This window comes from Weissella confusa (genome assembly GCF_004766315.1).
Lineage (GTDB): Bacteria > Bacillota > Bacilli > Lactobacillales > Lactobacillaceae > Weissella > Weissella confusa_A.
Map to the genome: position 1 here is coordinate 1 of NZ_PVSN01000008.1, position 15,433 is coordinate 15,433.

Consider the following 15,433-nt stretch of genomic DNA (forward strand, 5'->3'; position numbering starts at 1 on the left):
TAACTTGAATGAGCATTTGCAATAACAATTCTACCTTAGCATAGCGTGGATTTTTGCGATTATCGTTGAATTCAACGTTATTAAAGAGCCTGGAAACTACAGGTGAATTCAGAAACATACTAAGCAGAACGTTGCCACCATCCGAGGTAATTGGTGCCCCATTGTCTGAAACTACAACTAAAGGGTTGCTATGTAATACTTTTTGAGTCATAATTTTAGACGCTCCAATTTTTGAGTATTTGGTTTGTTTTTCACTAACAAAATATCATAAAAAAGAGCTCCTATGGTTTTCACCCAACGGGTGAAAGCGCAAAACCCGCTGAAACGGTATTAACTTGCCGTTTCAGCGGGTTTTTGTTTGTCTTGATGAATAATCCGGGATTAAAGTACTAATAAAGTAATTAATGTCCGTTGTATGTACAAGTTGACGTATAATGTATATATAAACAAGAAGCGGTGATTATTATTCTAGATAAGGTCATGAATGTTCGAATGTCGGCCAATGATGTAACTACAATCGCAATCAAAGGAACGGACACGACGTATCTAGAAGCGAATATGTGCGGAACACGGTGGTGAATGTGTTGGCCACCTTGGACCAAATACGACTAATTCAGTTGAATGCTAAGACAATGATGCAGGACGGTGACGTTGAATTTGGATTTGTTGGTATGTTCATTGCTGAAAGAGACAAATTTAAGACGTTATCCCAGTATCAAAAGTGGGTAGATAAGCGACTATCCGAAGAGTTGATGTCACAGAATATTGACGTCAGCGATCAATCTTGGATTCAGCTGAACGTTACTGGTGACCAGTTGTTTAGCTTTTCTCAGGCGTTTGGGGATTACCTGGATTCGGTGAAGTAATAAAACAATACAACGCCAAGATGAAAAATAGCGCTGATGTCAAGATTATGGACAGGTTTTTTCGGCACCGAGAGGTGCCGGACTCCGAAAATTTTTCAAAACCTGGATTTCAGCTTAAAACGGCGTGATTTCAGGGTGTTTTGTGGTTCAAAGTCAAATGGTACTGATGACCGGTAAAATTTAATATTTTGAACCTTGCTTAGGCAGCTGACTTCACATTGTTGAAATCAGCTGCCTTTTGCTTATAGTTCATTGAGTAGAAACTATTCTTGAATGAGATAAGAATACGTAGACGGAAGTTTTTGAAACTACGGAAGCCGTATGCCGTGCGCTTAATTGCTTTGATTTTATTGTTTGAACCTTCAATTGGCACATTTGAGAATTCGTAGATAAAGCTGTTTATTATTTCGTCGAAGTGCTTGCGGATAGTGCGACGAGCCTTCTTCATTGCCTTTGGCAATGAGCGGTATTGGGCATCATTTTTTGTGGGGTATAGAACAGACTTGAGTTCAGTTTCATCACGAGTTTCGATGGCGTAAAGAATCCCTTGGTAGAAAGCGTATGCGTCACGCAGTTCATCAGAGAGCGCCAGTAGACGGTCGATAACTTCTTTATCAGTTAAATAGGATGGTTAAAATTGATTCGATTTTTGCGGGTCGTGTAATCAAGTGCAGTTTCGCGCTTCATAAGTAGTTTCCAGAACCGCTTTAGTTGGCGATACTCTTTTCTATCTGATCCGAATTGCTGCATAACGCTGATTCGAACCTTGTTGAGTTCACGGTATGCTTGAGTTACAACGTGAAATCTATCAGCCACGATGTTTGCGTTTGGAAACAAATCCTTAATCATGGCTCGGTAAGGAGTAAATAAGTCTACCGTTATGGTTTTAACAGCAGCTCGAGCTGCTGGGCTGTATTTATTGAAATAGGCGCGGAGCTGACCAGCACCGCGATCCTTCATGACATCTAGAATGCGGTGGTCAACCGAATCGATTAAAATCATGCTCAGGCGCTGATGTCAAGATTATTTGATGGGACCAGTGCATTCGGAACACCAAAACCCGAACGTCTATTACAACGCATTTTGACTATTGGTTCTAACGAATCAGACATAGTACTTGATTTCTTTATGGGATCTGCGACAACTCAAGCAGTCGCCATGAAGATGAACCGTCGCTTTATTGGGATTGAACAGATGGATTATATTAAAACGGTGTCTGTTGAACGCCTCAAAAAAGGTGATTGCGGGCGAACAAGGTGGGATTTCTAAAGATGTTAATTGGCAAGGTGGCGGATCATTTGTCTATGCTGAATTGATGGAAAAGAATCAAGGTTATCTCAAAGATGTCCAACAGGCCGAAACAACGAAGCAATTAGAAGATGTTGTTCATCGCATGATTGAAGGCGGCGCTGATTTTGATTTCCGAGTTGATGTTGAAAAAGTCCTGCAAGATCTTGAATACCAAGCCATGGCATTGGCTGATAAAAAGCAGCTGATAGTCAAGGTCATTGATAAGAATCAGTTGTATTATGCGTACAGTGATATGGACGATCATAATGTACAAGAGCTGATGTCTGATAGTGATATTGCGTTCAATAAGAGCTTTTATGGGGAGCGTGATCTGTAATGGCCAAAAAGAAAGCACGAGAACTTGTCTTACCAATTATTCATGAGATTAATGACTATACGAGTGACTTTTTGAAAAACGACGAACCCAGACACGCTTTTGTTTATCCAGACTACATTAAGCACAATCTCAAACACCAGTTACGTGATTATCAAAAGCAATCACTATACAACTTGAATTACACGCAAAAGGATGCCAATGTTGCCAGTCGCTTTAATCAGTTGTTATTCCATATGGCCACTGGTTCAGGAAAGACTGATGTGATGGCAGCTGATATGCTGTATTTTTACCATGAATTTGGCTATCAAAATTTTCTATTTGTCGTTAATACAAACGCGGTGATTGCTAAAACCCGTGAAAACATGCTGAATGTTCAGTCACCAAAGTACCTCTTTTCACAACTACTCAATATTGATGGTACTCCGATTGAATTGCGAGAAGTCACCCGCTTTCCAACAAACAGTGAACCAGGCGTGATTTACTTGCGGCTAACAACAATCCAAACTTTAGCAAATGAATTAAATACACCACGCGAAAATGGTTTAACTTATGGTGATTTAGAGAAACAGAAGTTGATTATTCTAGCTGATGAAGCGCATCATTTTTCTGCCGGCACAAAGAGCAAAGCAGATCAAAAAAATAAAGCGTGGGAATATGTCTTAGATCGTATTCGACAAGCTAATAAAGATAATCGACAGTTAGAATTCACGGCTACGATTGATTTAAATAATGAGTCTATTTACGAAAAATATCGGGATAAGGTCATTTTTCAATATGATTTAAAAGAGTTTCAAAATGCCGGGTATTAAAAGAAAATCGCTCGGTTGCAAGCCAATGCTGATGATAACGAGAAGATGCTGAATGCGGTGTTGTTATCACAATATCGTAAGCGCATGGCGATCCAGGTGGGTGTACGAGATTTTAAGCCAGTTATTTTATTTAAATCAAATAAAATTGACGTTTCAAAAGCGGCGCGTTATCAATTTTTGACGTTGCTGGATCAATTAACGACTGAAGATCTGGCGCAATTTATTGCAAAGCAACGCCAAACCACGCAATCATCTACTTTGCGCCAAGCCTATACTTATTATCAAACAATTGATATGGGTATCTTGGTCCGTGAATTGCAACGTGATTTTCAACCAATGAATACTATTAATGTTAATGATACGAGTAGCAATGGGATTTTAGGTGACTTAAATGATTTACGTAATTTAAATACTTTAGAGGAACCAAGTAATCCCTTTAGAGCTATTTTCGCCGTTGCTAAGCTTTCTGAAGGTTGGGATGTCTTAAATTTATATGATATTGTCCGAATTGGGGAGCAACCCATTACGTCAACACAAACCAATAGTGAGGCGCAATTAATTGGTCGTGGTGCGCGCTACAATCCCTTTGTCTATGAGGGGGCAACATCGTTTACGCGACGGTTTGACCATAGCACGCCAGAATTACAGATATTAGAGTCCTTACACTATCACACGATTAACGATAAAAAATATATTGATAATTTAACGAAATCATTTGAAGCAATGCAGCTTCAAGTTGAAGATGATAAAGACTTTGATATTTTAACCACGACAGTTAAAGCGTCATTTAAGCGGTCTGATGTCTATCAATATGGCAAGCTGTATTACAATGACGTCGAAGATGTCCCTGAGAGTGAATACAATGGGTTGGCAAAATACGGTGTTCCCGTTGCGGAACTGCTTACCGTCAATATTGAGACGGCAGCCCTAGAAGCAACTGCCTTTGATACACAAAATGTTGCTGGTATGAATGAGACACGACTGGTGAAGATTGATGATGCCCTCGTCAAAAAAGCAATGGCACGGAATCCTTTCTTCAGATTCAACACCATGAAAAAATATATGCCGACTCTAAATTCTATCTCGGAGTTTATGTATGAGGCACAGTGGTTGGGGCAAATAAAAGAAATCCAAGCAACGGTATCGATGGGTTCAGATGCAGTGCTTAGTCGAGAAACACAGCTATTAGTCGTTGAAAAATATCTAGCCTATATTCAGCGCATGTTAATCATGAACTATAAGCGCCAACGCGGAACCAATAAGTTTATTGGGTTGCCAATTAAAGATGCCGTTCAGGATTATCAGAAGCGTGTCCCCGTTAACTATTCTGATGCTGGGGGTTCATGAGTTAATTCAAATCTATGACTATAAAAAGGCACCTTGGTTTGTCTATAACGAGGCTATTGTTGATAAATTGGAACGCAGTTTAATCGAACTGGTTCAAGGATATGTTGAAGAGCTACAAAACAAGTACAAAGACGTTTATCTCATCCGGAGTGATGAGCGTAATACTAAGCTAAAATTGCATGAATTTGCTGGAGATGTCTCTCACTATGCTGGTTTCTTACCTGACTTTGTCTTGTATTTGGCCAATGAGTCGTACATTTATCAGATTTATATTGAACCCAAGGGTACCCAATTGCTGGCTCAAGACCAATGGAAAGAGGACTTGTTAACGAGTATTTCGCCTGAAAGTGTCGATGTGATTGGCGAAAATGATTAAGTTAAGTTGTATGGTGTTAAATTTTATGTTGCAGGTGATGAACGTCAAGTTCGAAAAGACATAGCGGGTATGCTTAGTGAATCAATATAAACGGAAGTCTATATAAATGTGACTACACGCTTTAGAAGTAGTTTGAATAAGTGGAAATAATCTTTTGAGTATACAAATCCAAATCGGCGATTAGTAATCAATATTAAAAATCCGTCAGAAAGGCATATGTTGCATCTGACCGACTTTTTGTATAGGCAACGAATTTCATCCCCATAACAAAACAAAAAGCCCCTGCTACAATGGGTATGTAGAGGGGCTGATAGAGTTGGCTGCTCGTATTAAATTTTACTTCCCCTTTTACTCCCCCAGTTTGATGCCAATTGGTGCCAATCGGTGCCAAGAAAAAGGGGGGAGTAAGTGGGGGAGTTGGTGCTAAAAACCCCATCACACAGGCGTTAAGCCTTGGTGTGACAGGGTTTCAGGTTTTCTATGACTGCTCTGGCTGGGATCGAACCAGCGACCTCCTCATTAACAGTGAGTTATTCTACCGCTGAACTACAGAGCATTTATTCCTTTTGCTAAGGTATGTTTATAATATACTGGATGGTTTATGAGAAGTCAACAAGTTAAATGAGAATAATTTAATATTCGTTTATGAACAATTTTGACACCTAAACAAAACGTTAAGCAAGGACAGTCATGTAGGCGGTTACATGGTTTTCCTGTTAGAATAGACATAAGAAACTACAACTAGGAGGCAGCAAAGATGGCTGACTTTGAATTACAAGGCATGCCCGTTTGGGTATACAGCAAGGATGCTGATTCAAAAGCATCTATTGCGCCATCTCGCTTGATTGAGGGGACGGTTGGGGAGCATTTCTCACTTGATCCAGCGGATGTTGCAGGATATCGCTTTGTTTCATCAGAAGGAACTCTAACGGGAACGTTTGATGAGAAGACGATGCACACGGTAACGTTCTATTACCGCCGTGATGCTATTGCAGAAACTGAAAAAATCCATGATAAGTACTTGCACATGCTAGATAGCGTGCAACCGGTTGATGAAATTGAATCAACGACGCCGCTTGGCCAAAAGCTTTGGGCGGATTCATACATGAAGGTCGTGGAACGTGTTGCGACACGCGATGGTAAGTTCTGGTATCAACTAGCCGATTCACGTTGGGTGGCTTATGACATGCAAACGATGAAGCTAACGGATACCGACGGTCGCGTGACGAAGCCGGTTTCTGAATGGAACCGACCAACAACGTGGGCACCTAAGCCATTTGTTGCCCGTGCGACGATTGATTACCTGCCAGGTGGGGATGTGGCAGTGTATGCACAACCATACGGACGTGAAATCGGTCGTGTGATTCACGGCGCTGTGGTGGATATCACAGAGCGCGTGGATGATCCATCTGGTGTCGTTTGGTACCACGTGGCACAACACGGTTGGTTGTCAGGTATTTACCTACACTTCAACAACTAAATAGATAGTTTCATGTACATTTCGGGGGAGATTTATTATGACTGAACCATTGATTTTGCAACCAGCATTGCACGAAAAGATGTGGGGTGGCACTGCGCTACGTGACGTTTTTGGCTTTGATATTCCATCAGAGACCACGGGTGAAGCTTGGTTAATTTCGGGACACAAGAATGGGAATGTGTTCTGTGAAAATGGTCGATTCGCTGGGAAGACGGTGGCTGAATTGTGGCGTGAGGAACCACAACTGTTCGGTAACACGAATCCTGACAAGCCGTTTCCACTGCTAGTGAAGTTGTTGGATGCGCACCAGGATTTGTCAGTACAGGTGCACCCAGATGATAGCTACGCTGGGGAGCATGCTGGCGAATTGGGGAAAACGGAATCTTGGTACATTGTGGCTGCGGAGCCGGGTGCTGAGATTTACTACGGACACAACGCGCAGACGAAGGCAGAATTTGATGCTGCCGTTGATGCGGGTGACTGGGATAACTTGTTGCGCAAGGTACCAGTAAAGGCGGGCGACTTCTTTTACGTGCCAGCTGGCACACTCCACGCTTTGGGGGCTGGTGTGCTAGCGCTTGAAACGCAACAATCATCAGACGTAACGTATCGTGTGTACGATTTTGACCGTGTTGATGCCAAGACGGGCGAATTGCGTGAGCTACATTTAGAAGACGCAAAGAATGTGACGACGGTACCGTTTGTACCTGAGCAGCCAGAACGCAAGTCAGCCCAATACGCTGGCTTGAATGTGACGACGTTGGTCGAAGCGCCATACTTCAATGTTTACAAGTGGACGTTGGACGGACGCGCAACGTTGGATGCACGTGATCCATATTTATTGGGAACGGTTATTGACGGTGAACTCGACATGACTGTTTTCGGGGTGACCTATCACCTTGAAAAGGGTAAGAGTTTCATCTTGCCAAACGACATTGAGGCTTGGACATTGCAAGGAAATGCGACTTTGATTACGTCTACGCCAGGACCGCTATCTAAATAAATTTTCGAGACCGGAATAATCCGGTCTTTTTTGTTATTTGCGTCACCTATTGAAACCAAGTCCAAAATTGCGTACTATTAAGTTTCGTTTGTTTACCTATTACCCTAACTTTTTATGCGGGACAATGGTAAACTGTAAGTTAGTTAATTTGACAGATAAACATCGTTTAACGATGCAGTAGGAGGACGACATGAGCTTTAAGAGTGCATTGGCAACTTTTGTTGGTAAAAGTTCATACGTGGTATTGCACGACATTTTGCGTCGTGGCGGTACATCATTGCCAGGAAAGTTGGCAACGAAGATTGATCCTGAAGTGATGACGACGTTGGCAGAACACTACGACGTTATTTTGATCACAGGAACTAACGGAAAGACGTTGACGACAACTTTGACGACCCGCGTTTTGCGTGAAAAGTACCCTGACGTTATCACGAACCCATCAGGTTCAAACATGATGCAAGGAATCACGGGAACGATGTTGACGGCCAAGGTGACCGATAAGTCACAACGCCCAATCGCACTTTTGGAAGTTGATGAAGCTAACGTGGAAGCCGTTGCACGTCAATTGAAGCCTAAGGCGTTTGTTTTGACAAACATCTTCCGTGACCAATTGGACCGATTCGGTGAAATTTACACGACCTACGACAAGATTTTGAAGGGAATCCGTTTGTTCCCTGAGGCAACGGTTATCGCCAACGCAGATTCACCAATCTTTATGCGTGGTAACTTGCCAAATCCAAAGGTTTACTTCGGTTTCAACCACTTGCCAGCTGATGGTGACATGAAGGCACCGCACAATACTGACGGTATTTTGTCACCAACTGACGATACGGTGCTACACTATCACTTTATGACGTTCGGAAACCAAGGTGACTACTTCTCAGTCACCGACGATTTCAAGCGTCCAGAGTTGGATTATGCTGTAACAAAGGTTAACGAGATGACGCCACGTTTCTCAAACTTTGATATCGATGGTGAGACGTACCAAATCGAAATTGGTGGAATGTACAACATCTACAACGCCTTGGCTGCTTATGCTGTTGGTCGTTACCTAGGTGTTTCTACGGAACAAATTCACCACGCCTTCGAATCAAATGCCCAAATCTTTGGTCGCCAAGAAGCGGTTAAGGTGAACGGCAAGGAAGTAACGATTGTCTTGATTAAGAACCCAGTCGGTGCGAACCAAGTTATCGACATGATGAAGACGGATGATCAACCATTCTCATTGATTGCTTTGTTGAACGCCAACTATGCTGACGGTATCGACACAAGCTGGATTTGGGACACTGATTTCGAGTCTTTGCAAGATTCTGGTATGCAAAAGATTGTCACTGGTGGTGAACGTTATAAGGACTTGTATGTCCGTTTGAAGATGGCTGGTTACGGTGATCTTCCGGTCTACCAAGACCTCAAGCAAATTGTTAAAGCAATCGACAGCATGCCTACTGAGCGTGTTTACATTGCGGCAACCTACACTGCGATGTTGCAATTGCGTGCTCAATTGGCACAAGAAGGTTTCATCAAGACTGGTATGGGAGAATAAGGAACATGGCAGCAGAATACGTTTTGCACACCGCACACTTGTACGGTGATTTGATGAACACTTACGGTGACTATGGAAACATCGTGGCGATGCGTTATTACGCTTCACAAATCGGTGTCGACGTAGATGTTCAATTGATTTCATTGGGCGATGAGTTTGATGATAAGAAGTACGACTTCGTTTTGTTCGGTGGTGGTCAAGACTACGAAGAGCAAATCGTTGCGGAAGACTTGAAGTTTAAGGCAGATGCCATCAAGCGTTACATCGAATCTGATGGACCTTTGTTGGGCGTTTGCGGTGGCTTCCAATTGTTGGGTCACTACTTCTTGATGGCTGATGGTACGCGTGTTGAGGGTATCTCAGTTATGGATCACTACACGTTGAACCAACAACACAGCCGTTTCATCGGTAACGTGTTGATCAAGGACGAAGTTAACGGTAACGAATACCGCGGTTTCGAAAACCACCAAGGACGTACGTTCCTAGGCGAAGGAGAGCGTCCTTTGGGTATGGTTCTTCAAGGTAAGGGAAACAACGGTGAAGACGGCGGTGAAGGTTTGGTTTACCGCAATGTTTACGGTACGTACTTCCACGGACCTATCTTCACGCGTAACGGAAACTTGGCTTTGCACGTTTTGCAAACGGCATTGGAGCGCAAGTACCCTGAAGTGAACTGGGCAGAAAAGATGGCCAACATTGAGCCTGAATCATTCTAAATATAAGAATTCTAAACACTCATCTTGTGATGGGTGTTTTTTCTTATGAGAATGTACTTGTTTATTTTTGGTGAATAAGGCCTTTTGTTAGTTTGGTTGTGGGCAACGCAAGCTCATGTAAACAGCGTACTGTAACGTTGACTTTTAATTGGTCTCTAAAAAATATGGACGTGCGATATAATTTTACTGTTTAGTAAAATAAGGAGTAGTGGGTTGTGTATCTGAAATGAAATACATAGCTTATATTTTGTTGAATGGATGTAGGGAAGGTGGAATGTATGCAGGTGGACACTTCAAATCCGCAGTTGCTTATTTTGGGAAATGGGTTTGACATGGCGGCGGGATTGGCTTCAGGATTTAAAGATTTTTTTGATTCTCGCCAGGGGATGATTAATGCGGGCGAGTATTCAAATACTGTTTGGGATGAGGTTTTTTCACATTGGCGCAGAAATCATACGTTTTCATCGGATGATGCGTCATGGCGAGACGTTGAAAATGTGATGTATGCTTTTCTGACGACACATGAGAAGATTGTAACTTCAATTATGATGTACATTCGTTTGCGTCAAATTGGGGTGGACAGATCGAGTGAGACAGCTTTGAATGCAGAGAAAATTTCTTCCGCATACAATTTAACTGAAAAAGAAGCTGAAGAAATATGGAGACTGTCTAGTCGTATTTATAATATTGTCGGTTCACGATATTCTAATGTGTTTTCTGACGCGTTTGAACGGGCGGGCTTTGATTTTTTCTTGTCGGGTACAAGCCGTATGCCTTTGAATGAATTTAAGCAGTACGATTTTGGACATGTGACCACAATTTATCTAGATGAGTTGCATTTGTTCGAAGCTGATTTCAAAAAGTACTTGGATGGCGCAGTTGAAGACAAACAAGAGACATATGTTAAAGCTGCTCAGGCACAGTTTAATGAATTGCTTGTGGATCTCTCACCACGTGCTGACAAGCAGTCGACGTACGTTATGAATTTTAACTACACAATGAAAGCGTGGAAAATTGGTTCGTATGATACGCCACGTAGTCATGCGCTCTCGGTGCACGGCAACTTAGATGCAGGGGACATTGTATTTGGTATTGATTCTTTCCATATTCACAAGGGTGAGACTGATGAAATGTTAGATACTAAATTATTGCCGTTTAGCAAGACTTATCGTACTTTGATGTTTGCTACACCAAACCGTGTGAAACTCGACGCTCAGAACTTTAAAGTGTTTAAATTCTACGGACAGTCATTAGGTGTTCAGGACTATTCATACTTCATGTCGCTTTTTGATGAGGCTAATCTGTACGGTGGCGATGTTACGTTGATTTTCTATTACTCACTTTATCCTGGCGTCACTAAGAAAGAGGTGCAGATGGAGACATTCAATCGAGTAAGTGTGTTAATTAACCGCTATGGGCAGACCTTGGATAATGAGGCGCATGGTCGAAATTTGTTACATAAGTTACAACTTGAAGGACGAATCATTGTTAGAGATATTGAATTTACGGATAATGCAGAAATTTCTAAGTGAGCTACTAGTTGAAAACTAGGCCTGCTTTTTTATTCCTCCTAGTGAATAAGTAGATTAATATAAATAACAAATGGTGAGCAAACGACGATGCACCAAAACAAAAGGAAAAACATGGCACAACGCGAAAAATATATTGCTCGCTTTATGGCGGAACTAGCATTACGAGAAAAAGAAAATAATGGCAAGCCAACGTACACGACTGCTCAGATTAAAGAGCGATTTGGCATTAAGCAGACTTATTAAAAGACAATTCTGCAAACTTTTTGTAAACTAATCGTATTAATCAAAAACAAAAAGTTGAAGGTGGGACTGTACGATGGAGTTCAAGAAATCAGCAATCGTTTTGGGAGCAATTGCAGCGGTTGCTGGCTTGGGGCTAATGACCTCACATGCGCATGCAGCTGGCACTGAGTTTGGGATTACGAATGCGCGTGCTGATAAGGACGTCGACACATATGTTCACAAGACGTTTGCCAATCAAGTGAAGACATACCACAAGATTGCGCCATCACTTTGGCCAAAGAATAAGAATGTTAATCAATATGCCATCGTTAATGGTGTGGACGATAAGAAGTTTTGGATGGTCACGCCGACTGGTAAGGTGTCAGACATGACTAAAAAGGAAGCGCTTAGCTATGACATTGACCCACAACCAATATCAGGTTGGTTCATGGCATTTAATGCACACGGTAAGTCAGGTGCGTTCATGGCCGTAACGAATGAGGAGTTGCACGACACGAAGCGTTTGGTACGTTACCCACACTTGGGAACGTACGATTTGTTTATCACATACGCGCACGAAATGTTCCACGCAACGGAGCAAGAAGGTTGGGCGTCACCAAAGAAGCACTACAATGCAGAGCAAAATGAATTCATGAAGCACACTGATGCGCGTCGTATTCGTTTGCAATTGCAAGAGCAATTGATGGCAGCTTATACGAATAAGTCTGAAAAGTCATTGGCGCAAGCATTGGCAACGTACCGTTACTACCAGGAAAACTATGAGAAGGACTACAAGGCAACCTTTGAGGACGATCGTATGGAAGGAACGGCGTACTACTACGAGATTCGTTCATCACTATTTGCTGGTTATCCAGATAAGGTGAAGACAATGAAGCAAAACGATGCCGCTGTGCGCATGCTGTTTAAGCAAAATCGTTTGGCTTACCTAGATAGTGGTGCATATGCCGAGACATACAATGTCGGAGCATTGGCGTCATTTGTGCTCGACTGGCAAGCCGACAAGCAAGGTGTGTCACGTGATACGTGGAAGAAGGCCATGGATTCTGCTAAGACGAACCCAATGGACTACCTTGATAAGCACGCCAAGATTTTCTACATCCCACCATACAAGGCCACGATGACGAACGATGAGTATAAGACGATGTACAAGAAGATTTTGAACTATAAGAATCTAGCTGACTAAAATTTCAAGAAGGGAACTGTTGCGAGTTCTCTTCTTTTTTTATAGGCGAAATTTCGTTATACTGTTAAATGAGTGTTAAACTAACTAATTTTAAATTTGGCAGAAGGAAGGTGGCAACACATGGCGCAACTGTTTTTTAGATATGGTGCAATGGCGAGTGGAAAAAGTATTGAGATTTTGAAGGTCGCTCACAACTATGAAACGCAACAACGTCACGTGTTGCTACTAACGAGTGCCTTAGACAACCGTTCAGGGGTTGGTGAAATTGCGTCACGTATCGGGATGCAACGTTCAGCGTTGGCGATTAGCGATGCAGATGACTTGTTCAAGTTGATTCAAGATCAACAAGACGATGTCGCAGCGGTCTTGATTGACGAGGCGCAATTTATGACTAAGGAGCAAGTACTTGAGTTGACGCAAGTTGTTGATGACTTGAACATTCCGGTGCTGGCGTTTGGTTTGAAGAACGATGCCTTCAATAACTTGTTCCCAGGTTCAGAAGCGCTATTGATTTATGCTGACAAGATCGAGGAAATGAAGACGCTTTGTTCATTCTGCGGTCGCAAGGCAACGATGAATTTGCGTATTTCTGATGGGCAACCGGTTTATGAAGGTGCTCAAGTCCAAATTGGTGGGGATGAAGCTTACATGCCTGTATGCCGTTACCACTATAACCACCCTGATATGGCTGCTATTGCACGTCGTATGGCAAAGAACTAATACATATTTAAGAAAAGGAATTTGAATCAACATGGATGAGATTTTTGAGAAGGTCCAAGCGGTTGTTGACCGTTATGATGAAATCAGCGAATTGATTTCTGACCCTGATGTCATTTCAGATACACAACGTTTCATGGCGCTTTCTAAGGAAGAAGGTAGCTTGCGTGAAACGGTTGAGACGTTCAAGCGTTACAAGGAAGTCGTAGAAGGCATCGAAGGTAACGAAGAGATGTTGAACGAAGGTCTTGGCGACGCTGAATTGGAAGAGATGGCCAAGGAAGAGTTGAAGGAGTTGAAGGGCGAGAAGGAAGAGATCGAAGAGAAGTTGAAGATCTTGCTTTTGCCTAAGGACCCTAACGACGACAAGAACATCATCATGGAAATCCACGGTGCTGCTGGTGGTGACGAAGCTGCTTTGTTCGCTGGTGACTTGTACGACATGTACTCACGCTACGCTGAAAAGCAAGGCTGGAACGTTGAAGTCATCGACGAGAACAAGACTGAAATCGGTGGTTACAAGGAAATCGTTTTGATGATTACTGGTGACAACGTTTACTCAAAGTTGAAGTTCGAAAACGGCGCGCACCGTGTGCAACGTGTGCCTGATACGGAATCAGCTGGTCGTGTTCACACGTCAACGGCGACAGTTGGTGTCATGCCTGAATACGAAGATGTCGACATTGAAATCGAAGACAAGGATTTGCGTGTCGATGTTTACCGTTCATCAGGTGCCGGTGGACAGCACGTTAACAAGACGTCATCAGCCGTTCGTATGACCCACTTGCCTACGGGTATCGTGGTTGCCATGCAAGACCAACGTTCACAACAACAAAACCGTGCGAAGGCCATGGAAATTTTGAAGGCCCGTGTCTACGACTACTACGCTTCACAAAACGAAGCTGAGTATGCTGAGCAACGTAAGACGGCCGTTGGTACTGGTGATCGTTCAGAGCGTATCCGTACGTACAACTACCCACAAAACCGTGTGACGGACCACCGTATTGGTTTGTCATTGAACAAGTTGGACCGTATCATGAACGGCGAATTGGGCGACATTATCGACGCCTTGATTATCGCTGATCAAACGGCCAAGTTGGAAGAATTGAAGCAAGGATAAGACACAATGTTTGATGAACAATGGACAATTCAAGCAGTTCGCGATTGGGGTGATTGGCAACTTGAGCCATACATTCACGATGAAGAAGAGCGACTAGCACAAATCGATTATCTACTAACTGGGATGATGGATTGGAATTATGCGCAATTGGCGAATAACTTGAATACCGTCTTGGAAGATGAGAAGCGCTTGCGTTTCATGGTGGCCGTGCGTGCCATCAAGGGTGGTCAACCGGTGCAATACGCATTGGGCCACGCTGCTTTCTATGGGCGCGAGTTCAACGTTGATCGACGTGTATTGATTCCCCGTCAAGAAACTGAAGAGTTGGTGGAATGGGTCCTCAATGATTACAAAGCCAGTGGTGAGCCTAAGCGCGTCCTTGATATTGGGACGGGTTCAGGTACCATTGCGGTAACCATCGGGGCTGAACGCCCAACTTGGGATGTGACGGGCGCTGATATTTCAGTTGACGCCCTTGAAGTTGCCAAGTCAAATGCTGAGCAATTTGCCAAGCAAGTGCAATTGATTGAGAGTGACTTGTTTAGTGCGGCTTCAGGCCAATACGACATCATCATTTCAAACCCGCCTTACATTAGTGAGCAAGAGCGCGACGTGATGGATGAATCAGTCATTATGTACGAACCAGATTTGGCGTTGTTTGCGGACGACGAAGGATTGGCGTTGTACAAGAAGATGGCTGCTGAACTACTAGATTATCTAAGTCCACAAGGAGCAGCGTACTTTGAAATCGGCTATCAACAAGGACCAGCTTTGCTGGCGGTCTTTGGTGAGTTGCCAGGTGTCTCAGTATCATTGCGCCAAGACATGAGTGGACATGATCGCATGATTAAAGTGTCACGGGAGGCATAAC

12 protein-coding genes, 1 tRNA gene and 3 pseudogenes are annotated in these 15,433 nt (G+C 43.0%); 13 read left to right on the top strand and 3 right to left on the bottom strand.

Going from position 1 to position 15,433, the window contains the following annotated elements; translation table 11 throughout:
• Window positions 1-211 (bottom strand): hypothetical protein (locus C6P11_RS01200; protein ID WP_135518056.1); only part of this gene is annotated, 211 nt, incomplete at its 3' end.
• A gap of 349 nt (window positions 212-560) precedes the next feature.
• Between C6P11_RS01200 and C6P11_RS01205 the strand changes: the two genes are divergently transcribed.
• Window positions 561-866: a hypothetical protein gene (locus tag C6P11_RS01205; protein ID WP_135518057.1), complete on the top strand. Its 306-nt coding sequence runs from the start codon at window positions 561-563 to the stop codon at window positions 864-866.
• A 199-nt stretch (window positions 867-1,065) separates the two neighbouring features.
• Here C6P11_RS01205 and C6P11_RS11470 read toward each other — a convergent pair.
• Window positions 1,066-1,874: pseudogene (locus C6P11_RS11470) on the bottom strand (ISL3 family transposase); the annotation flags it as partial.
• Between C6P11_RS11470 and C6P11_RS01220 the strand changes: the two are divergent.
• Both C6P11_RS01220 and C6P11_RS11475 read left to right on the top strand, forming a co-directional pair.
• A pseudogene (locus C6P11_RS01220) lies at window positions 1,869-2,493 on the top strand (DNA methyltransferase); the annotation flags it as partial. The pseudogenes C6P11_RS11470 and C6P11_RS01220 overlap by 6 nt on opposite strands.
• A pseudogene (locus tag C6P11_RS11475) lies at window positions 2,493-5,115 on the top strand (DEAD/DEAH box helicase family protein). The pseudogenes C6P11_RS01220 and C6P11_RS11475, both read left to right, overlap by 1 nt.
• Window positions 5,116-5,509: 394 nt before the next feature.
• Here the strand turns inward: C6P11_RS11475 and C6P11_RS01230 are convergent.
• Window positions 5,510-5,581: transfer RNA gene (locus C6P11_RS01230), tRNA-Asn, on the bottom strand.
• Window positions 5,582-5,782: 201 nt separating this feature from the next.
• Here C6P11_RS01230 and C6P11_RS01235 point away from each other — a divergent pair.
• The 10 genes from C6P11_RS01235 to prmC all read left to right on the top strand — a co-directional run bounded on the left by C6P11_RS01235 (window position 5,783) and on the right by prmC (window position 15,432).
• Window positions 5,783-6,505: a MucBP domain-containing protein gene (locus tag C6P11_RS01235; protein ID WP_135518060.1), complete on the top strand. Its 723-nt coding sequence runs from the start codon at window positions 5,783-5,785 to the stop codon at window positions 6,503-6,505.
• 37 nt (window positions 6,506-6,542) lie between these two features.
• Entirely contained in the window at window positions 6,543-7,508 is a 966-nt protein-coding gene (gene manA, locus C6P11_RS01240; RefSeq protein ID WP_135518061.1) for a mannose-6-phosphate isomerase, class I, read from the top strand.
• Between the two features lie 190 nt (window positions 7,509-7,698).
• Window positions 7,699-9,051, top strand: a complete 1,353-nt coding sequence (locus C6P11_RS01245) for a Mur ligase family protein (RefSeq protein ID WP_004560344.1) — start codon at window positions 7,699-7,701, stop codon at window positions 9,049-9,051.
• A gap of 5 nt (window positions 9,052-9,056) precedes the next feature.
• Window positions 9,057-9,767 (top strand): type 1 glutamine amidotransferase, encoded by a 711-nt coding sequence (locus tag C6P11_RS01250; RefSeq protein WP_004560343.1) that lies wholly within the window; start codon window positions 9,057-9,059, stop codon window positions 9,765-9,767.
• Between the two features lie 278 nt (window positions 9,768-10,045).
• Complete coding sequence (locus C6P11_RS01255; RefSeq protein ID WP_167849505.1) at window positions 10,046-11,299, top strand: AbiH family protein; 1,254 nt, start codon at window positions 10,046-10,048, stop codon at window positions 11,297-11,299.
• A gap of 111 nt (window positions 11,300-11,410) precedes the next feature.
• Window positions 11,411-11,542, top strand: a complete 132-nt coding sequence (locus C6P11_RS11360; protein ID WP_280950174.1) for a hypothetical protein — start codon at window positions 11,411-11,413, stop codon at window positions 11,540-11,542.
• Between the two features lie 73 nt (window positions 11,543-11,615).
• Window positions 11,616-12,725 (top strand): hypothetical protein, encoded by a 1,110-nt coding sequence (locus tag C6P11_RS01260; protein WP_135518063.1) that lies wholly within the window; start codon window positions 11,616-11,618, stop codon window positions 12,723-12,725.
• Between the two features lie 120 nt (window positions 12,726-12,845).
• Window positions 12,846-13,445: a thymidine kinase gene (locus tag C6P11_RS01265; RefSeq protein ID WP_004560341.1), complete on the top strand. Its 600-nt coding sequence runs from the start codon at window positions 12,846-12,848 to the stop codon at window positions 13,443-13,445.
• A 31-nt stretch (window positions 13,446-13,476) separates the two neighbouring features.
• Window positions 13,477-14,562 (top strand): peptide chain release factor 1, encoded by a 1,086-nt coding sequence (prfA, locus tag C6P11_RS01270; RefSeq protein ID WP_135518064.1) that lies wholly within the window; start codon window positions 13,477-13,479, stop codon window positions 14,560-14,562.
• A gap of 6 nt (window positions 14,563-14,568) precedes the next feature.
• Complete coding sequence (prmC, locus tag C6P11_RS01275) at window positions 14,569-15,432, top strand: peptide chain release factor N(5)-glutamine methyltransferase (RefSeq protein WP_135518065.1); 864 nt, start codon at window positions 14,569-14,571, stop codon at window positions 15,430-15,432.
• Window position 15,433 lies beyond the last annotated feature (1 nt).

Bases quoted from the DNA above. Each gene is read 5' to 3' on its own strand.
- C6P11_RS01235 (WP_135518060.1), top strand. From the start codon at position 5,783: ATGGCTGACTTTGAATTACAAGGCATGCCCGTTTGGGTATACAGCAAG.
- manA (WP_135518061.1), top strand. From the start codon at position 6,543: ATGACTGAACCATTGATTTTGCAACCAGCATTGCACGAAAAGATGTGG.
- C6P11_RS01245 (WP_004560344.1), top strand. From the start codon at position 7,699: ATGAGCTTTAAGAGTGCATTGGCAACTTTTGTTGGTAAAAGTTCATAC.
- C6P11_RS01250 (WP_004560343.1), top strand. From the start codon at position 9,057: ATGGCAGCAGAATACGTTTTGCACACCGCACACTTGTACGGTGATTTG.
- C6P11_RS01255 (WP_167849505.1), top strand. From the start codon at position 10,046: ATGCAGGTGGACACTTCAAATCCGCAGTTGCTTATTTTGGGAAATGGG.
- C6P11_RS11360 (WP_280950174.1), top strand. From the start codon at position 11,411: ATGGCACAACGCGAAAAATATATTGCTCGCTTTATGGCGGAACTAGCA.
- C6P11_RS01260 (WP_135518063.1), top strand. From the start codon at position 11,616: ATGGAGTTCAAGAAATCAGCAATCGTTTTGGGAGCAATTGCAGCGGTT.
- C6P11_RS01265 (WP_004560341.1), top strand. From the start codon at position 12,846: ATGGCGCAACTGTTTTTTAGATATGGTGCAATGGCGAGTGGAAAAAGT.
- prfA (WP_135518064.1), top strand. From the start codon at position 13,477: ATGGATGAGATTTTTGAGAAGGTCCAAGCGGTTGTTGACCGTTATGAT.
- prmC (WP_135518065.1), top strand. From the start codon at position 14,569: ATGTTTGATGAACAATGGACAATTCAAGCAGTTCGCGATTGGGGTGAT.